Origin of the sequence: Stutzerimonas kunmingensis (genome assembly GCF_032106285.1) — a bacterium.
In the GTDB taxonomy this organism is placed as follows: Bacteria; Pseudomonadota; Gammaproteobacteria; order Pseudomonadales; family Pseudomonadaceae; genus Stutzerimonas; species Stutzerimonas kunmingensis_B.
In genome coordinates, this window is record NZ_DAMCPO010000007.1 from 71,941 (window position 1) to 90,639 (window position 18,699).

Here is an 18,699-nt window from a genome sequence, read left to right on the forward strand (position 1 = left end):
CGGGCGATGCAGCCTGCCTGCCGAAAAGAGGCGCATTCTACGTTGGCCAAGATGACAGCGGAAACCGCAGGCAGCAAAAGCACACTTCGGGACGACAAGGCCATCGGCAGCCCCTAGAGTCTGGTCATGAACGAAATCATCCAATTGCCCTACCTCGAACCCTGGCACTGGCAGCAGTTCCACCGCCATTTCGCCCTGCGCCTGCTACCCGGTGTGGAGTGGCTGGATGCTGACGGCTACGCGCGTACGCTGCGACTCGGCGAAGCCTGCGGTTGGCTCCACGTGCGCGCGCAGGCCGACCGCTCGGCGCTCGAACTGACGCTCAGTGACTCCCTGCAAGAGGCTACCCAGCCACTCGTCGGGCAGGTTCGCAGGATGTTCGATCTGGATGCCGACCCGCAGGCCATCGCCACACATTTCGCTAGCGATCCCGTGCTCGGCCCGTTGATCGCCGCGAACCCCGGCCTGCGCCTGCCAGCCGCCTATGACCCGTTCGAACAGGCGGTGCGGGCGGTGGTCGGCCAGCAGGTCACGGTCAAGGCGGCGGTGACCATTACGCGACGTCTGGTGGAACGCCTCGGCGAGCCGCTGCAGGGCGCGCTACCGGGGCTGGAGATGCTCTTCCCTACCGCACAAGCGATAGCCGATGACCCGCTGGACAATATCGGCATGCCATCCAAGCGAGCCCAGGCGCTGCGGCGCCTCGCTGCCGCCGTGGCCGAAGGCGCGCTGCAGCTGCATGTCGAAAATGGTGCGGATGTGCTGGTGCGACGACTCTGCGAGTTGCCGGGGATCGGTCCCTGGACCGCCGAATACATCGCGCTACGGGGTTTCGGCGTCGCCGACGCCTTTCCCGCAGCCGATCTCGGACTGCTGAAAGCGCCACTGTGGGGCGCGGATGGCATCAGCGCCAAGGCGCTGGCCGGACGCGCCGAAGCCTGGCGTCCGTGGCGGGCCTATGCGGCCATTCATATCTGGGACAACTATTCCAAAGCGGCCAAAGGCGGCTAAGGCGGCGCGATACGCGCCAGCAGTCTGGGCGGACTGGTCAGCGGGCGCTCCAGGACCAGTCCCTCGCCCGACTGCGGGAAGATGCCCGTCAGCGCGGTGATGTTGACCTGGTGAGTGACTAGCACCGCTACCTCGCCGGCCGGAAACTGCTCGACGGCCTCGCGCAAGGCTTCGGTATGCCAGTGCTCGTTTGCGGGCGACATGAAAAACGAATCCAGCGCAGGCAGTGGCTCCACCCGGCCGAGCGCCATATGCTCGGCGGTCTCCAGCGCACGGCACCAGCGACTGCTGAACAAGCGCACTTCATGCAGACCCGCTTCGCGCAGCCGCGCGCCCCAGCGCCGGGCCTCATCCCGGCCGCGCTGATTCAGATTTCGCTGGGTTTTGCAGTCTTCGAGAACGAAGCCTTCGGGATCGCCGAGACCTGGCGCGCTGGCGTGACGCATGACAAGAATCGCCCGCCCCTCGCGCAATGCCTGCCAGGCCGCCGCGTCGTCAGCCCGAAGCGGCTCGGCAGCAAGCGCCAGCAGACCGATCAGCAGACCGCTGCGCCACATGTGTCACAACCGCGCCTTGCCGAACGGCCCGGCCGCTATCGACCACATGATCAGACCGACCACGGGCAGCAGCAGGATCACACATGACCAGACGACCTTGCGCCCGACCTCGATGCGGCTGCGCCACACATAAGCGATGGCGAGGACGTCGAGCACGAGAACCACGATGGCCAGCGGGCCGCTGAGGCTTTCCATCAACGGCTACCGATACGGCCCGCGCGAGTCAGGGCGATTACCGCGCGGCCCCATGATTCCCCAGATGATCAGGCCGAGCACTGGCAGCAGAACGATCAGAAGCACCCAGAGCACCTTCTTGCCCCCGGTGCTATCGCTGCGAACGATGCTGATGATCGCCCAAATATCCAGTATCAGGATGAGCAGGCCGAAAATACCGCCGAAGGCATCTCCCATGGGTTCGCTCCTGTTTGGGTGAGTACCTAATCTAGGATGCCAGCGCGGCGGCAGGGTTCAGTAATCGCCCGGTGGCTCAGTAGCGCCGCGGGTCGATCTGCGCAAAGCTGGCGACGGTCTCGTGCTCACCGAGGGCGCCGCCATCGCGGCCCAGCCCACAGACGCGCATGCCGGCCTGCTGCGCGGCATCGAGTTCTTCGACCACATCGGAAAGGAACAGCACCTCGACGGCTGGCACGCCAATGGCTTCGACGATGCGCTGGTAGGAGGCCACCTCGCGCTTGTGCCCGCTGGTGGTATCGAAATAACCGGAGAACAGCGGCGTCAGGTCGCCGGCCTCGGAACAGCCGAAGATCAGCTGCTGTGCCTGGATCGAGCCTGAGGAATACACGTACAGCGCATACCCCTGCGCCTTCCACTCCCGTAGCGCAGCCACTGCGTCCGGATAGACGTGCCCCTTGAGCTGGCCGGCCCGGTAGCCCTGGGCCCAGACCATGCCTTGCAGCGCCTTGAGCGAGGTCGCCTTGCGATCGCTGGCGATCCAGCCGAGCAGTATCTCGATGACGCGCTCGATATCCGCATCGGCCTCACCGCTTTCGCCGCGCACCGCCTCGAGCTGCGCAGCGACTGCAGGTTCGCCGGCGTGGCTGCGGATATACGCCGGCAAATGCTCGCGGGCATAGGGAAACAGCACATCGAAGACGAAGCTGACGGCGCTGGTGGTGCCTTCGATATCGGTGAGGATCGCCTTGATCGGCATCTCAGTCGTCCAACCGCGGGAACTGATCGGCGATGCGTTCGCCGGTGAATTCCGCGACCCAGCCTTCCGGGTTGTTGAACAGGCGGATGGCGACGAAGTGTGGCTCTTCACCCATGTCGAACCAGTGACGCGTGCCTGCGGGCACGGAGATCAGGTCGTTCTTTTCGCACAGCACGGCGTAGACCATGTCGTCGATGTGCAGGGTAAACAGCCCGCGCCCGGCAACGAAGAAGCGCACTTCGTCCTCGGCATGGCGATGCTCGTCAAGGAACTTCGCGCGCAGTTCGTCCTTCTGCGGGTGATCGCGGGTCAGGCTGATCACATCCACCGTGACGTAGCCACGCTCGGTCATCAGCTTGTCGATCTGCGGCCGGTACGCGGCGATCACCTCTTCCTGGCTGGCCCCGGCGGCGATTGGTGCGCTGGCCTCCCAGCGCTCCAGCTGCACACCGACGTTGGCCAGCGTCGGGGCGATGTCTTCGAGGTGGGTCAGCACCTTGAGCGGCTGATCGGGTCGGGTCTCGTGATAGACGCTGAGGACACTCATGTTCGGCTCTCCGAAAAGGTCGTCTGACCGGTCGCTACCGGGCAGGCTGGAATTTATCTGGGCTGCAGGGCACGCATCTTCAGTTCGCATTCGAACAGAAACTCGAATGCCTCGATCTGTCGCAGCGCATCGCTCATCGTCTCGCCCCAGGTGTACAGGCCGTGGCCGCGAATCAGGTAGCCGACGCAATCGGGATGCTCGTCAAGCCACGGCTGCACCCTGGTGGCCAGGGCGGCGATGTCCTGATCGTTGTCGAAGATCGGCACCAGCACCTGCGATTCATGGCTCGAGATACCGCTGAAGGCCTTTTGCAACTCGTAATCGGCGAACACCAGCGAATCGGCCAGGGCGACGCGGGACAGCACCGTGGCATTCACCGAATGGGTGTGCAGCACCGCGCCGATCTCCGGTTTCCAGCGATACAGCTCGGTATGCAGCAGCGTCTCCGCCGAAGGCCTCTTGCCCTCTTCCAGGCTGTTGCCGTGCATGTCGACGGCCAACAGGTCATCGGCAGTCAGCTCGCCCTTGTGCCTCCCGGAAACGGTCAGCAGCAGCTCGGCGCTGGTCAGGCGCGCCGAGTAGTTGCTGCTGGTCGCCGGCGACCAGCCACGACCATACAGGAAGCGGCCGGCGTCGATGATCGCCTGGCTCAGGTGCTGGCGGGTGGCAGTCATGCCCGGTCCTCCTGCAAACGGCAGGCAATGATAGCGGCTGCGGCCAGCGCCGCCAGACTGGCGATGGCGAACGACCAGCCTGGTCCCAGACCGGACCAGGCGTAGCCCGCGTAGAGCGCACCCAGCGCTCCACCGATGCCGGACAGGCTGGCATACAGCGCCTGGCCCTGGCCCTGCTGGCGATGGCCGAAACTGCGCTGGACGAAGTGAATGGCGGCGGCGTGGAAACTGCCGAAGGTCGCCGCGTGCATCAGCTGCGCGACCAGCAGCACGGCCAGATGCTCGGCGAACTGCCCGAGCAACATCCAGCGCAGCGCGGCGATCAGGAAGCTGGCCAGCAGCACCTGACGCAGCGAGAAACGCTCGAGCAGCCGCGCCATTACCAGGAACAGCAGGATTTCCGCGACCACGCCCAGCGCCCACATCAGTCCGATAAAGCTGCGGCTGTAGCCCAGTGCTTCCAGGTGAATACTGAAGAAGGTGTAGTACGGACCATGGGCCAGCTGCATCAACGCCACGCAGCCGTAGAAGGCCAGCACGCCAGGCCGCCGCAGCTGGGCGAGAAACCCGCCCCGCCCGGCCACCTCGGTACGTTGCCGCGGATGGGCGTTGGGCACCCAGGCGCTGCTCAGCACGATGCCGATCATCACAACGGCTACCGCAGTCGGGTAAAGATCGAGGCTCAGCCGCTGAAACAGCAGCCCGAGCCCTACCACCGCGAAGATGAAACCGATGCTGCCCCACAGCCTGACCTGGCTGTAGCGCTCAGTCTGCTCGTGCAGATGCGCCAGGGTGATGACTTCGAACTGCGGCAGCACCGCGTGCCAGAAGAACGCATGCAACGCCATCACCAGCGCCAGCCAGGCAAAGCTCTTGTCGAAGAAGATCAGCCCGAAGGACAGCAAGGTGCACAGCGCGCCGAGACGGACGATTTCCAGCCGCCGACCGGTTGCATCACCCAGCCAGCCCCAGAGATTCGGCGCCACGCAACGCATCAGCATGGGAATGGCGATCAGCTCGCCGATCCGCTCCGGCGAGAAACCTAGATGATCGAAGTACAGGCCGAGAAACGGCGCTGTGGAGCCGAGCAGGCCAAAGTAGAAGAAGTAGAAACCGGACAGACGCCAGTACGGCAGAGCAGCGGCCATAGGCTACAAGCTACCGACTGCGGACAACGGCCGCCTTATGCTGCCGCCGTCGGTCTGCCGTCTACGGCCCGGATTCACAGTTGCGGCAGCACCGGGGTGAGCACTTGCACATCGGCGTTCTGCCCACGGTGGCGCAGCAGGTGATCGAGCAGAACGATGGCCATCATGGCCTCGGCGATCGGCGTGGCACGAATGCCGACGCAGGGGTCATGGCGGCCCTTGGTGATGACCTCGACCGGCGCGCCATTCACATCGATCGACTGCCCTGGCGTGGTGATGCTGGACGTGGCCTTGAGCGCCAGGTGGGCGACGATCGGCTGTCCCGAGGAGATGCCACCGAGAATGCCGCCGGCATTGTTGGAGAGGAATCCCTGGGGCGTCAGCTCGTCACGGTGCTCGGTGCCACGCTGGGCTACCGAAGCGAAGCCGGCTCCGATTTCCACGCCCTTGACCGCATTGATGCTCATCAGCGCATGGGCCAGCTCGGCGTCGAGGCGGTCGAAGATCGGCTCGCCAAGGCCCGGCGGTACGCCATCGGCGACCACGGTGATCTTCGCGCCCACCGAATCCTGATCGCGACGCAGCTGGTCCATATAGGCCTCCAGCTCCGGCACCTTGTCCGGGTCCGGACTGAAGAAGGCATTCTGCTCGACACTGTCCCAGGTCTTGAACGGGATCTCGATCGGGCCGAGCTGGCTCATGTAGCCGCGCACCTGGATGCCCAGGGTCGCCAGATACTTCTTGGCGATGGCACCGGCCGCCACGCGCATGGCGGTCTCGCGCGCGGAGCTGCGGCCACCGCCGCGGTAGTCGCGCAGGCCGTACTTGTGGTGATAGGTGTAGTCGGCGTGGGCCGGACGGAACTGGTCCTTGATCGCCGAGTAGTCCTTGGACTTCTGGTCGGTGTTGCGGATCAACAGGCCGATGGGGCAACCGGTTGTCCTGCCTTCGAAGACGCCGGAGAGGATTTCCACCTCATCGGCTTCCTGGCGCTGAGTGGTATGCCGGCTGGTGCCCGGCTTGCGGCGGTCGAGATCGCGCTGCAGATCGTCCAGCGACAGCTCCAGCCCGGGCGGGCAACCGTCGACGATGGCCACCAGCGCAGGACCATGGCTTTCGCCGGCAGTGGTGACGGTGAACAGCTTGCCGTAGGTATTGCCGGACATGCAGGACGCTCCGCGATCGACCGAAAAACAGGGGCCGGAAGTATACCTGAGGCCGCTACGGTGTCATCGCTCCTGTTGCCGGCGCATACTGACCTTTGCGTCGATTGCCGCGTCCAACTTGCTCAGTGACCAACGAAATCCTTCCATGCGTGCCCTGCTGATACTGCTGCTACTGACCATGTCCCCTTCTTTCCTGCAGGCGCAGACCCTGCTCAATCAGACCCTGAACCTGGATACCGGCAGCGGCGTGCTGCAGGGCAGCCTGTTGCTGCCGAAAAGCGACCAACCGGTACCGGTAGCGCTGCTGATCGCAGGTTCCGGCCCGACCGATCGCAACGGCAACAACCCGGCCGGACGCAACGATAGCCTCAAGCGCCTGGCCCAGGGGCTGGCCAAGCTGGGCGTGGCCAGCCTGCGCTACGACAAGCGCGGCGTCGGCGCCAGCCTGGCGGCCGCACCGGACGAGCGCGAGCTGAGCGTCGAGGGCTATGTCAACGATGCGCTGGCCTGGAGCGCGAAGCTCAAGGGCGATCCCCGTTTCAGCCAACTGATCCTGATCGGCCACAGCGAAGGCGCGCTGATCGCCAGTCTCGCCGCGCCGAAGTCGGGCGCCGCGGCGCTGATCAGCATCGCCGGCAGCGGCCGACCGATCGACGAGGTGCTGCGCGAGCAACTGCAGGGCCGCCTGCCGCCGGCACTGCTCGCCACCAGTTATTTTCTGATCGACGAGCTCAAGGCCGGCCGAACCCACGCCGAAGTGCCGAAGCCCCTGCAGGTGCTGTTCCGCCCGAGCGTGCAGCCGTACCTGGTTTCGCTGTTCGCCTACGACCCGGCGGAGGCCTTCGCGGCCGTCGAGACACCCGCGCTGATCGTCCAGGGCCGCCACGACATCCAGGTCGGCATCGAGGACGCCGAAGCCCTGCGGCGCGCAAAACCCGACGCCAAGCTGGCGCTGATCGATGGCATGAACCATGTGCTGCGCATCGTCCCGGCGAATGCGCAACAGTTGGCCTCCTATGATGACCCCAACCTGCCGCTCGCCTGGGGCCTGCAGGAACGTATCCGGCACTTCCTGCAGGCCAATGGCATCCTGCCAGCCTCCAGTTAGGCGCCGCGCTGCCGATAGCCCGCATGACGAGGGCCCGATCGGCTCCTGAACGAGCCGCCGCGCAGGCCCAGGAACGCGCAGATGACCGACAGCGAAACCACCCAGAGCACTGAAAAAGACCAGCCGGCAGCACCTAAGCATCCGTGGACGGAGCTCAAGCCCGACCGTTTCCGCCTGCTGCGCCTGGCACCACTGCCCACCGAGCGCGACGGCGGCGCGCGCCCGCTGCGATTCGTCGAACTTGCGCAACTGGAACGGCATACGCCGGAGCAGAGCCTGCTGCGGATGTTCATCAACATCCCCGGCCAGGTGCGCTCGCGCAAGAACAACGTGCTGGAGGTGTGGGCCGATCACCGCAGCAAGGAACTGCGCTTCGGGCCAGATAACGGATTACAACTGGACCCGGCCAATCGAGGCCTCGGCCGCTTTCTGTTGGCCCAGGGCGCGGCATGGGCGCAGAAGCGCTGGAGCCACTATCTGGTCGAGGGCGGCGCGTTGCCGAAGGATGTGGCGAGCGAAGACCAGCGCCTGCGTCGCGATCACTGCCTGCGCACCCAGGGCTTCGATATCGACTACCCCCAGGCGACGCCGCTCAAGCCAACCTACGGCGCACCGCGGGTCAGCGCCCTGCGAGCGGACTGGAACAGCGAGAAGGTGCAGGTAGTGGAGCTGCAGGAGGCGGCGGCGATGCTGGAACAGGCCGACCGCAACCTGCAGGCGCAGGAAAACCAGATTCGTGAACTGCAGGAGCGAATCGCCCGCTTCCGCCGAGAGGACGGTGCGCTGCGATTCACCATTGTTTGCCTGATTGCGCTGGCGCTGTTCCAGGCCGGCCTGCTGATCTGGATGGCGACGCGCTAATCCGCGACTTTTACCACCAATGCTCCACCTGCACGCCGAAGTTCGAACCATGGCGGGCATTGCCGAATGCGCCGGTGTCTGACAGCGCCGAGCCTTCGGCCATGAGGTTGGCCGCACGCTGCGCCGCCTCGTTCCAGCTGGCATAGGTGTAGTACAGCCGGAACTCCGGCCGCGCCCAGAAGCCAGGGCCGGCGGGTGACCAGGTCGGCGCGACGGTGAACTTGCTCAGCTTGCGCGTGCCGTCGGTGGCATCGATCTGGTCATGCCCTACTTCGGCGACGAGTTTGAACTGCTCGCTGAACGCATAGACAGGCCGCGCCCCCACCGACCACCAGTCCTGGTCGCCGCCGTCGTCGCGCTTGTCTTTCTGGTAGACCACCTGGAACTGGCCGCCGAAGCGCGGCGTCAGCTGCCAGTCGAAATACTCCACCACTCGCCAGCTCTTGGCGCTGTTGTCCAGGGTGACGTCGCCGGTATAACCGAGGCCGGTGCCCGGACCCTCGCCATACTGCAGCGCCAGGGTGTTCTTGCCGCCGAGGAAGTCGGATTGCACATGCTGCACCGTCACGGCCCAACCGCTGTTGGCATCGTCACGGCTGGGCTTGTCGAGGTAGCTCAGGCCGAACTCCAGCTCACCTCCCGGGTTGCTGTCGAAGCCGCCAACGTTGAAGTCGTGGCGGGTGACGTAGTCCTTCTGGAACACGCTGTCCTTGCGCGAGAAGGCATAGCTGTACTTCAGCCCGCCAATCTCCATGTCCTCCACGCCGGCACCGGTGGCGCTCTGGTTCCAGTAGTAGAAGTCGGAGATATGGATGTCGTTGCGCTTGTAGAAGCGCCGCCCGGCCCACAGCGAGCCGTTGTACAACGCCGGCACCTTGCTCCACTCGGCATAGGCCTGCACCATCCGCGCCCAGCCGTGATCGCCGGTGAACTCAGGGGTGTGGTTGTACTGGTTGTAGAGCGCCGTCATGCCTTCCAGGCTCAGTACCGAGCCGTCGGCGAAGGTGTAGAGGTCCTGACGCAGATCGAGCTCGGCGTACTGCTCGCACTCGTTACCCAGGCGGTACTTGGTCGGCGCGCCGGGCAACTGGAAGCAGGACTGCGAATCGCTGTTGACCGATTCGCCGACCCCGCTGCGCATGTAGCCGGTGAACTCCAGTGCATGGGCGCCCACAGGCAGCGTCAGACCCGCAATGGCGCTGGCAACGCTCAGGGCTGTTAGTGTTTTTTTCATATCCACTCCGCTTTTGTTGTTATTGATCGGTGGATCGAGCCTGTTCGGCTCCGTTGGTTCCTGTCTCCGTTATCCCCAGCCTGCTGGCAAGGCAGGCCGGTACCTCACTGCACCGGCCCCGCTCCGTTGGAAACCAGCCGGGTGACCTTGCTTTCGCGCGTGGCTGCAGGCTGCGCCAGGCCCAGCCGTTCGCCGCTCTGGGCGTCGAACAGCAGGACCTTGCGCGGATCGAACTGCAGGTTGAGCGTCTCCCCCACCCGCGGCGCCTGATCCGGCGCCAGCCGGCAGCAGGCCTTGACTTGATTGAGCGCGAAGACGACCAGCGTATCGGGGCCGGTCGGCTCCACCACTTCGATATCCACCAGCAGCGAAAGGTCCGCCGCAGAGCCATTCGACAGGCCGATCTGTTCGGGGCGAATGCCCAGAATGAGCTCCCGGTCACGCAGACCTTCGTCACTGGTGATCGGCAGCGGCAGCTCGCAACTGCCCTGCTCGCTGTTGAGCACGCCCACCCAGCGGCCGTCACGCTGACGAATGCGCAGCGGCACGAAGTTCATCGGCGGCGAGCCGATGAAGCTCGCGACGAACAGGTTGGCCGGATTGTTGTAGATCTCATGCGGAGTACCGAACTGCTGGATCACGCCGTCCTTCATCACCGCGACCTTGTCGCCAAGGGTCATCGCCTCGATCTGATCGTGGGTGACGTACACCGTGGTGGTCTTCAGGCGCTGGTGCATCAGCTTGATTTCGGTGCGCATCTCCACCCGCAGCTTGGCATCGAGGTTCGACAGCGGCTCGTCGAACAGGTAGATCTTCGGCCGCCGAGCCAGCGCCCGGCCCATGGCCACGCGCTGCTGCTGGCCGCCGGAGAGCTGCGCCGGCTTGCGCGCGAGCAGCGGTTCGATCTGCAGCAGCTTGGCGACCCGCGCCACCTCCTCCTCGATCTTCGCCGCCGACACCTTGCGCATCTTCAGGCCGAAGGCAATGTTGTCGCGCACGCTCATGGTCGGGTAGAGCGCGTAGGACTGAAACACCATGGCGATGTCGCGATCCTTCGGGCTCGCCTGGCTGATGTCCTCGCCGTCGACGAGAATCTCGCCACCGGTGATGTTCTCCAGCCCGGCGATGCAGTTCATCAGGGTGGATTTTCCGCAGCCCGAAGGCCCGACCAGGATCAGGAATTCACCGGCGTCGATCTTCAGCGCGATGTCCTTCAGCGTTGCGATCTGGCTGTTGCCATAACTCTTTTGAACATTGCGCAGTTCCAGGGAAGCCATCGTTGTTCTCCTCAACCCTTGACGGCGCCGGCAGTCAGCCCGCGCAGGAAATATTTGCCGGCGACCACGTAGACCACCAGCGTGGGCAGGCCGGCGATCATCGCCGCGGCCATGTCGACGTTGTATTGCTTGGCGCCAGTGCTGGTGTTCACCAGGTTGTTCAGTGCCACGGTGACCGGCTGGGTATCGCCACTGGCGAACACCACGCCGAAGAGGAAGTCGTTCCAGATCTGGGTGAACTGCCAGATCAGGCAGACCATGATGATCGGCACCGACATCGGCAGCAGAATGCGCCCGAAGATGGTGAAGAAGCCGGCACCGTCCAGCCGTGCCGCCCGCACCAGTGCGTCCGGCACGCTGACGTAGAAGTTTCGGAAGAACAGCGTGGTGAAGGCCAGGCCGTAGACCACGTGCACCAGCACCAGGCCGGTAGTGGTATTGGCCAGGCCGAGCTTGCCGAGGGTGAAGGACGCCGGCAGCAGGATTACCTGAAACGGCAGGAAGCAGCCGAACAGCAGCAGGCCGAAGAACAGCTGCGAGCCACGGAAACGCCACATCGACAGCACATAGCCATTGATCGCACCCAGCGCGGTAGAGATCAAAACGGCCGGAAGGACGATCTTCACCGAATTCCAGAAATAGCCGCCGATACTGTCCCACGCCGTCAGCCAGCCCATGGCGCTGAACGCTTCCGGCCAGCTCAGCAGATTGCCGGTACGGATGTCTTCCGGGGTCTTGAAGCTGGTCAGCAGCATCACGATCAGCGGCACCAGGTAGACGGCGCAGGCCAGCAACAGGGTGGCATGGATGGTCAGGCGCCCGAGGGTCAGGCGCGGTTGCGCGAAGTCAGACATGGCGCTTGTTCCTCAGCTCGAAATACAGGTACGGCACGATGATCGCCATCACCGCGCCGAGCATCAGAATGGCGCTCGCCGCACCCAGGCCCATCTGGCCGCGGGTGAAGGTGTGGGCGTACATGAACATTGCCGGCAGGTCGCTGGAATAGCCCGGCCCACCGGCGGTCATCGCCGCGACCAGGTCAAAGCTCTTGATCGCGATGTGCGCGAGGATCATCAGCGCGCTGAAGAACACCGGCCGCAGGCTCGGCAGCACGATGCGCAGGTAGATGGTGGGCAGGCTGGCGCCGTCCACCTGGGCGGCGCGGATGATCGACTGATCGACGCTGCGCAGGCCGGCGAGAAACAACGCCATGACGAAGCCCGAGGCCTGCCACACCGCTGCGATCACCAGGCAGTAGATGACCCGGTCGGGGTCCACCAGCCAGTCGAAGCGAAAACCTTCCCAGCCCCAGTCACGCAGCAGCTTGTCCAGGCCCAGACCGGGATTGAGCAGCCACTGCCAGGCGGTGCCGGTGACGATCATCGACAGCGCCATGGGGTACAGGTAGATGGTGCGGATCAGCCCCTCGCGGCGAATGCGCTGGTCCAGCAGTACGGCGAGCACCACGCCGATCAGCAGACTGATGGCGATGAACATGCCACCGAACACCAGCAGGTTCTGGCTGGCGACCCACCAGCGATCGTTGTCCCACAGGCGCTCGTACTGCTGCAGGCCGGCCCACTTGTAGCTGGGCATAAAGCGTGAGTTGGTGAACGAGAGCAGGAAGGTCCAGCCGATGTAGGCGTAGAAGCCGACCAGTACGATCAGCATGCTCGGCGCCAGAACCAGCTTGGGCAGCCAGCGCTGCAGGGCGTCGAGCGGCGAGGCCTTGGCGGGCCTGGCTTGAAGCGCGATGGAGCTCATGGGTGTGATCCCTCATGGAAATCGGGGATGTCGTCGCCCGCGGCACAGACCGAGGCCTGTGCCGGGACGAACGTTTCGGGAAGCGGGCGGAACGGTCCGCCCTCAGCGTTACTGCACGGCCTGGATCGCCGCCGCCAGTTGCTTGGCCGCCTTTTGCGGGTCGGCCTTGGGGTCGTTGAAGAAGTTGGTGACGACGTCGAACACCGCGCCCTGCACATAGCTCGAAGCCGCCATGCCATGGGTCAGGCTGGGCTGCAGGCCGCTGCCCTTGGCGGCCTCCTTGAAGTCGGTCATCGACTGCTGGGCGCAGGCGTCGAACTCGCTCATGTCCTGGTCCTGGCGAACCGGGATAGAGCCCTTATTCTGATTGAAGAAGGTCTGGAATTCCGGCTCCAGCACCGTGCGCGCCAGGTCTTCCTGAGCCTTGCGGTTGTCATCGTTGCTGAGCTTGAACATGGCCAGCGAATCGATATTGAAGGCGAAGCTGCCCTGGGTTCCGGGGAACGGCAGGCACTGGTAGTCCGTGCCAGCCACCTTGTTAGCGGCGGTGAACTCGCTCTTGGCCCAGTCGCCCATGATCTGCATACCGGCCTTGCCGTCGATGACCATGCCGGTGGCACGGTTCCACTCCCGGCCAGCGGCGTCGGCGTCGATGTAGTCGCGCAGCTTCTTCAGTGCGGTAAAGGCCTGGACCATCTTGTCGCCGGTCAGGGTGTCGTTATCCAGCTCGACGAAGGCCTTGTGGTAGTCGTCCGGGCCGAGAATGCTCAGTACAAAACCCTCGAACACGGTGCCGTCCTGCCAGGGTTGGCCACCGTGGGCGACCGGAATGAAGCCGGCGGCCTTGAGTTTGTCGGCCGCGGCGAAGAACTCGTCGAGGGTTTTGGGCGGCGTGGCGCCAGCCTTCTCGAACACCTCCGGGTTGATCCACAGCCAGTTGACCCGATGCACGTTGACCGGTACGGCCACATAGGAGCCGTTGTACTGCATGATCTTGCGCACCTGCTCGGGCAGCAGTTCGTCCCAGCGCTCGCTCTTGGCGGTGTCATCGAGGTTGGCGAGCAGGCCGAGTTCACCCCACTCCTGAATGTCCGGGCCCTTGATCTGTGCAGCGGACGGTGGATTGCCGGAAACGGCGCGGGTTTTCAGTACGGTCATGGCAGCCTCGCCACCACCGCCGGCAACGGCGAAGTCCTTCCAGCTGTGGCCTTTCTGCTCGACCAGCTTCTGCAGGGTGTCGGCGGCGCGCTTCTCGCCACCGGAAGTCCACCAGTGCAGAACTTCGACCTCGCCGGCATGGGCGAGCAATGGCAGGGCAAGGGAAACGGAAAGAGCGAGACGATGGATCGCGTTCATGTAGAGGCACCTTCTTGTTTTTATCCGGCAAGTCATGGTCGCTTGCGATGGACCGAGTCTATGCGCAGGGAAATGGACACTGGGTAACGAAGGGATGGGCGATGGTCACAGAGCCGTTACAAAGCCGCAGCGATCGTAACGAAGTGCACTGAGCCGGATCAGCGCGGCAAGGTCAGCGTCACCCTCAGCCCTCCCTGCTGCAGATTGCGCATGCTCAGTTCGCCACCGTGGGCGTGGGCGATGTTCCGTGCGATACCGAGCCCCAGCCCGTAGCCCTGCTGCTGCCCCGAGAGCCGCACGTGGGGTTCGAAGACATGCTCAAGACGCTGCTCGGGCACACCCGGGCCCTCGTCATCGACGTGCAGCACCAGCGCGTCCTTGCCGTCCTCGACATGCAGGTGGGCGCGCTCACCGTACTTCAGGGCATTGTCCAGCAAATTGCCGATGCAGCGCTTGAGCGCCAGCGGTTTGCCCGGATAAGGCGCCGAAGCCCGGCCGTCCAAAGTCACGCGGGTCTGGTCGCAGGCCTGATAGGGCTCGACGATATGCTCGAGCAGCAGATTTAGATCCACCGCCTCGATGTTCTCGTGGATGTCGGTGTCCTTCACGCATTGCAGTGCGCCCTTGACCAGCAGCTCCAGCTCGTCGAGGTCACGGGTGAACTTGATCTGCTGGGCTTCATCTTCCAGCAGCTCGACACGCAGACGCAGGCGCGTGATGGGCGTGCGCAGGTCATGGGAAATCGCGCTGAACAATTGGCCTCGCTCGGTCAGGTAGCGACTGATGCGCTGGCGCATGTTGTTGAAGGCACGGCTCACCTCGACGATCTCGCTGGCGCCGGCCTCGGTCAACGGCTGCACCTCGGCGCCCAGCGACAACTCCCGCGCCGCCTTGGCCAGGCGCTTCAGTGGCCGGCTCTGCCAGCGCACCAGCAGGCCGATGAACAGCAGCAGAAAGGCGCTGGTGAGCACGATGAACCACAACTGCTGGGCCGGCAGCCCCTCGTCCTCCAGGCTGACGTAGGGAGCCGGCATCAGCGAGGCCAGATAGAGCCATTCCTGCGGGGCGATCTGGATCTGCGTCACCAGCACCGGCGGTGACAGTGGTTCAAGGCCCAGCGCGTAGTGCGCCCAGGAGCGCGGCAACTCATCGAGCGTGATGCCGCTGTTGAAGATGCGCAGGTCATCGGGGCTGACGAACTCGATGTTCAGGTCCACCGAGCCGCCCAAACGCTGGCGCAATACCTGCTCCACCTCATGCAGGACAGCACGCTTGCGCGGCGTTTCCGGGAGGATCTCCATGTCCAGCGGCTTGTCGTTGAGCGACACGAAGAAACGTGTACCGCCCATGCTGCGCAACTGATCGAGCACCAATGGGCGATAGCCCAGCGGCAGCGAACGGAAGTAGCTGACGCTGGCCGCCATCGACTGCGCCAGGCTGCGGGCGCTGGTGAGCAAGCCTTCCATCTGGCTGGCTCGCAGCTGGGACAGCCAGATCAGACTCGAAAGTCCCTGGGCCAGCAACACCGCCAGCAGGGTCAGCAACAGCATCCGTCCGAGCAGCGAACGTGGCACTAGCCGCAGGCGCCGCCGCTCAGTGCGCAGATTCATGGTGCGGCGTCACCTGGGTAGCCAACAAGTAACCGCTGCCACGTACCGTGCGGATCAGCCGCGGCGACTTGCCGGTGTCGCGCAGGCGCTGGCGCAGGCGACTGACCGCCATGTCGACGATACGCTCCAGCGGCATCACCTCGCGACCACGGGTGGCGTTGGCGATCGTGTCGCGGTCGAGGATCTGCTGCGGATGATCGAGAAACAGCTTGAGCAGGGCGAAATCGGCGCCGGAGAGAAAGACCTCCTCGCCGTCGGCGTGGAACAGACGGTGGCTGATCATGTCCAGGCGCCACTCGTCGAAGGCCAGCACATCACTGCCGCGTTCCTGGGCGAAGCTGACGCGTCGCAGCAGTGCCTTGATCCGCGCGAGCAATTCGCGCGGACTGAAGGGCTTGCCCAGGTAATCGTCGGCGCCCAGCTCCAGGCCGACGACCCGATCGGCCTCGTCGGAGCTGGCGGTGAGCATGATGATCGGCATCGAAGCCAACCGCTCGTGCTGGCGAATCCAGCGGCACAGGCTGAAGCCGTCCTCGTCGGGCAGCATCACGTCGAGAATCACCAGATCGGCCGGCTCGGCACACAGCGCCGCGCGAAACTGCCCGCCGTCCCGCACGCCGCGCACATGAAAGCCCGAGCGGCTGAGATAGGTCTGCAACAGTTCGCGGATTTCCTGATCGTCGTCGACCAGAAGGATGTTCTTACCTGCTTGGCTCACGTCACGTCCCTTTTCTTGTTGTTATGGGGTCTCCCGTCGACCCGCCATGTCGCAGCCTAGGCTCCCTCCAACAACGGTTGCAATGCCACGCCCGCGCCCTCGAGGCCGGGATACGGCGCGGTCACCAGCCAGACCGGCAGGCGATCGAAATAACGGCTCATCTGTCCCTTCTCGCGCAACGCCTCGCTAAAACCGCTGCGCAGGAACATCTCGGCGAAACGCGGCACCACTCCACCGACGATGTAAACGCCGCCGCGGGCACCGAGGGTCAGCACGTTATCGCCGACGATACGCCCCAACCAGCGGCAGAACTGCTCCAGCACCGCCGCGGCGTAGGTATCGCCGGCCAGCGCGGCCTTGGTGATAGCTGCGGGCGAATCGAGCGCCACCTGCTGCCCATCCAGTGCACAGCAGGCACGGTAGAGCGTCAGCAGCCCCGGACCGCTGAGCACCGCCTCGGCATTCACATGGCCGAGCGAACGATGCAGATGCGCCCAGATCGCCGCCTCGCGCTCGCTGCCGACGGGAAGGCAGATATGCCCGCCCTCGCCCGGCAAGGCGCGCCAACCGCCGCCAGACAGTGGCAGCAATCCGGCGACTCCGAGCCCGGTGCCGGGCCCTATGACCAGCCGCGGCCGTCCCGGTTCAGGCTCGCCATCACAAACCGTGATGCGCTCACCATCGTGCAGCCGCGTCATGCCGAGGGCCATGGCGGTGAAGTCGTTGATCAGCAACAGCTCCTTCACGCCCAGCTCGCGGCAGAAGGCTTCGCGGCTCAGCTGCCAATGGTTGTTGGTGAAACGAAACAGGTCGCCCCCGACCGGCCCGGCACAGGCGAGGCACACCGCCTCGAGGGTTTCCAGCGGCTGATCGACTTCACTCAGGTACGCAAGGATCGCCAGCTCCGGCCGCGCATGGTCGGCCGTGGGAATCACGCGAATCTGCTCGATACGCTGGTCGCGCCACAGCGCGAAACGTGCATTGGTACCGCCAATATCTCCAACGAGCGCCGTCTTCACTTCAGCGCCTCCAGACTCTCGGTAAATGCACTGGCGCCCTGCTCTGCCGTGCTGAACGAGGCGCGCATGAAGGCGAAGAGCTCCCGACCGCAGCCGATGCCCATGTCTTCGGGCCGAATCGCCGGTTCCCGCGCATCCCATTCAGCGGGATCGACCAGTGCTCGCAGTTCGCCGTTCTCGCCGTCGACGCGGAGGATGTCGCCATCGCGCACCCGCGCCAGCGGCCCGCCGTCCAGCGCCTCCGGGCAGACATGAATGGCCGCCGGCACCTTGCCCGAAGCACCGGACATGCGCCCGTCGGTGACCAGCGCCACCTTGTAGCCGCGGTCCTGCAGCACACCGAGAAACGGCGTGAGCTTGTGCAGTTCGGGCATGCCATTGGCTTTCGGCCCCTGGAAACGCACCACGGCAATGAAGTCGCGCTCCAGCTCGCCGGCCTTGAACGCTGCCGCCAGCTCGCTCTGGTCGATGAATACCCGCGCCGGCGCCTCGACAAAACGGTGCTCGGGGGCCACTGCAGAAATCTTCGTCACGCCGCGGCCGAGGTTGCCTTCCAGCACGCGCAGCCCGCCCTCCTGCGAGAATGGCCGCTCGGCCGGGCGCAGGATGTTTTCGTCAAGGCTCTGCGCCGGGCCATCGCGCCACACCAGCTTGTCACCGTCGAGGAACGGCTCCTGGATGTAGCGCCGCAGGCCCTTGCCGACGACGGTATGCACGTCCTCGTGCAACAGACCGGCGTCGAGCAGCGTGCGCACCATGAACGGCACCCCGCCACAGGCGTGGAAATGGTTCACGTCGGCCTGGCCGTTGGGGTACACCTTGGCCAGCGTCGGCACCACCTCGGAAAGATCGGCCATGTCCTGCCAGGTCAGCTGGATGCCGGCGGCGCGGGCGAACGCAGGGATGTGCAGGGTGTGGTTGGTCGAACCTCCGGTGGCATTGAGCGCGACCACCGAGTTGACGATGGATTTCTCGTCGACCACCTGACATAGCGGTGTGTAGTTGCCGGCCTGATGGGTCAGGCGCGTGACCTGGTGCGCCGCCTCCCGGGTCAGCGCATCGCGCAGCGGCGTGTAAGGGTTGACGAACGACGACCCTGGCAGGTGCAGGCCCATGATCTCCATCACCACCTGATTGGTGTTGGCGGTGCCGTAGAAGGTGCAGGTGCCGGGGCTGTGATAGGACTTCATCTCCGACTCCAACAGCTCCTCGCGGCTGGCCTTGCCTTCGGCGTAACGCTGGCGCACCTCGGCCTTCGCCTTGTTCGGAATTCCCGAGGGCATCGGCCCACCCGGCACGAAGATGGTCGGCAGATGGCCGAAGCGCAGCGCGCCGATCATCAGACCCGGGACGATCTTGTCGCAGATGCCGAGCATCAATGCCGCATCGAACATGTTGTGCGACAGCGCGACTGCCGTGCTCATGGCGATCACTTCGCGGCTGGCCAGGCTCATTTCCATGCCCGCCTCGCCCTTGGT

General features: G+C 64.8%; 20 protein-coding genes. 3 read left to right on the forward strand and 17 right to left on the reverse strand.

The annotated features are described in order from the left end of the window. The first annotated feature begins 126 nt into the window (after positions 1-126). Complete coding sequence (locus tag RT582_RS07745; RefSeq protein ID WP_313477066.1) at positions 127-1,011, forward strand: DNA-3-methyladenine glycosylase family protein; 885 nt, start codon at positions 127-129, stop codon at positions 1,009-1,011. On the opposite strand, the gene RT582_RS07750 is transcribed toward RT582_RS07745, so the two are convergent. From RT582_RS07750 to aroC, 8 genes are all read right to left on the reverse strand, one after another. After that, a complete protein-coding gene (locus RT582_RS07750; protein ID WP_313477067.1) occupies positions 1,008-1,568 on the reverse strand; it encodes a histidine phosphatase family protein in 561 nt (186 codons plus the stop codon). The genes RT582_RS07745 and RT582_RS07750 overlap by 4 nt on opposite strands. A gap of 3 nt (positions 1,569-1,571) precedes the next feature. Next, positions 1,572-1,763, reverse strand: a complete 192-nt coding sequence (locus RT582_RS07755; protein ID WP_313477068.1) for a PLDc N-terminal domain-containing protein — start codon at positions 1,761-1,763, stop codon at positions 1,572-1,574. 6 nt (positions 1,764-1,769) lie between these two features. Beyond that, positions 1,770-1,979 (reverse strand): PLDc N-terminal domain-containing protein, encoded by a 210-nt coding sequence (locus RT582_RS07760; protein WP_041014350.1) that lies wholly within the window; start codon positions 1,977-1,979, stop codon positions 1,770-1,772. 76 nt (positions 1,980-2,055) lie between these two features. Then, the gene (gene mtnC / locus RT582_RS07765) at positions 2,056-2,739 is read right to left on the reverse strand and encodes an acireductone synthase (RefSeq protein ID WP_313477069.1); all 684 of its coding nucleotides are present in this window, start codon (positions 2,737-2,739) and stop codon (positions 2,056-2,058) included. Position 2,740: 1 nt separating this feature from the next. Then, on the reverse strand, positions 2,741-3,286 hold the full coding sequence (locus RT582_RS07770; RefSeq protein ID WP_125861654.1) for a 1,2-dihydroxy-3-keto-5-methylthiopentene dioxygenase: 546 nt from the start codon (positions 3,284-3,286) through the stop codon (positions 2,741-2,743). A gap of 53 nt (positions 3,287-3,339) precedes the next feature. Further along, positions 3,340-3,960 carry a methylthioribulose 1-phosphate dehydratase gene (locus RT582_RS07775; protein WP_278377861.1) on the reverse strand — a complete coding sequence of 207 codons (621 nt, stop codon included), beginning with the start codon at positions 3,958-3,960 and terminating at the stop codon, positions 3,340-3,342. Continuing rightward, entirely contained in the window at positions 3,957-5,108 is a 1,152-nt protein-coding gene (locus RT582_RS07780) for an MFS transporter (RefSeq protein ID WP_278377863.1), read from the reverse strand. Before RT582_RS07780 ends, RT582_RS07775 begins: the two co-directional genes overlap by 4 nt. A gap of 74 nt (positions 5,109-5,182) precedes the next feature. Next, positions 5,183-6,274 carry a chorismate synthase gene (gene aroC / locus RT582_RS07785; protein ID WP_014820734.1) on the reverse strand — a complete coding sequence of 364 codons (1,092 nt, stop codon included), beginning with the start codon at positions 6,272-6,274 and terminating at the stop codon, positions 5,183-5,185. A 145-nt stretch (positions 6,275-6,419) separates the two neighbouring features. Here aroC and RT582_RS07790 point away from each other — a divergent pair, with 145 nt between their 5' ends. Together RT582_RS07790 and RT582_RS07795 are read left to right on the forward strand one after the other, a co-directional pair. After that, a complete protein-coding gene (locus RT582_RS07790) occupies positions 6,420-7,382 on the forward strand; it encodes an alpha/beta hydrolase (protein WP_278377865.1) in 963 nt (320 codons plus the stop codon). A gap of 81 nt (positions 7,383-7,463) precedes the next feature. Next, entirely contained in the window at positions 7,464-8,243 is a 780-nt protein-coding gene (locus RT582_RS07795) for a hypothetical protein (RefSeq protein WP_042926853.1), read from the forward strand. Between the two features lie 10 nt (positions 8,244-8,253). On the opposite strand, the gene RT582_RS07800 is transcribed toward RT582_RS07795, so the two are convergent. The 9 genes from RT582_RS07800 to edd all read right to left on the reverse strand — a co-directional run. Further along, positions 8,254-9,477, reverse strand: a complete 1,224-nt coding sequence (locus RT582_RS07800) for a maltoporin (RefSeq protein ID WP_234173102.1) — start codon at positions 9,475-9,477, stop codon at positions 8,254-8,256. 104 nt (positions 9,478-9,581) lie between these two features. Further along, complete coding sequence (locus tag RT582_RS07805; RefSeq protein WP_125876232.1) at positions 9,582-10,754, reverse strand: ABC transporter ATP-binding protein; 1,173 nt, start codon at positions 10,752-10,754, stop codon at positions 9,582-9,584. 11 nt (positions 10,755-10,765) lie between these two features. Next, positions 10,766-11,608, reverse strand: a complete 843-nt coding sequence (locus tag RT582_RS07810) for a carbohydrate ABC transporter permease (protein WP_014820739.1) — start codon at positions 11,606-11,608, stop codon at positions 10,766-10,768. Further along, positions 11,601-12,518 carry a carbohydrate ABC transporter permease gene (locus RT582_RS07815; protein WP_046619693.1) on the reverse strand — a complete coding sequence of 306 codons (918 nt, stop codon included), beginning with the start codon at positions 12,516-12,518 and terminating at the stop codon, positions 11,601-11,603. Before RT582_RS07815 ends, RT582_RS07810 begins: the two co-directional genes overlap by 8 nt. Before the next feature lie 108 nt (positions 12,519-12,626). Beyond that, positions 12,627-13,874 carry an ABC transporter substrate-binding protein gene (locus tag RT582_RS07820; protein ID WP_313477070.1) on the reverse strand — a complete coding sequence of 416 codons (1,248 nt, stop codon included), beginning with the start codon at positions 13,872-13,874 and terminating at the stop codon, positions 12,627-12,629. Between the two features lie 158 nt (positions 13,875-14,032). Further along, positions 14,033-15,484 carry an ATP-binding protein gene (locus RT582_RS07825; RefSeq protein WP_313477071.1) on the reverse strand — a complete coding sequence of 484 codons (1,452 nt, stop codon included), beginning with the start codon at positions 15,482-15,484 and terminating at the stop codon, positions 14,033-14,035. Further along, positions 15,468-16,202 (reverse strand): response regulator, encoded by a 735-nt coding sequence (locus tag RT582_RS07830; RefSeq protein ID WP_313477072.1) that lies wholly within the window; start codon positions 16,200-16,202, stop codon positions 15,468-15,470. The genes RT582_RS07825 and RT582_RS07830 overlap by 17 nt, the downstream gene beginning before the upstream one ends. A gap of 56 nt (positions 16,203-16,258) precedes the next feature. Further along, positions 16,259-17,221 carry a glucokinase gene (locus tag RT582_RS07835; RefSeq protein ID WP_090523037.1) on the reverse strand — a complete coding sequence of 321 codons (963 nt, stop codon included), beginning with the start codon at positions 17,219-17,221 and terminating at the stop codon, positions 16,259-16,261. Continuing rightward, the coding region (edd, locus tag RT582_RS07840; protein WP_313477073.1) for a phosphogluconate dehydratase at positions 17,218-18,699 on the reverse strand (1,482 nt) is incomplete at its 5' end. The genes RT582_RS07835 and edd, both read right to left, overlap by 4 nt.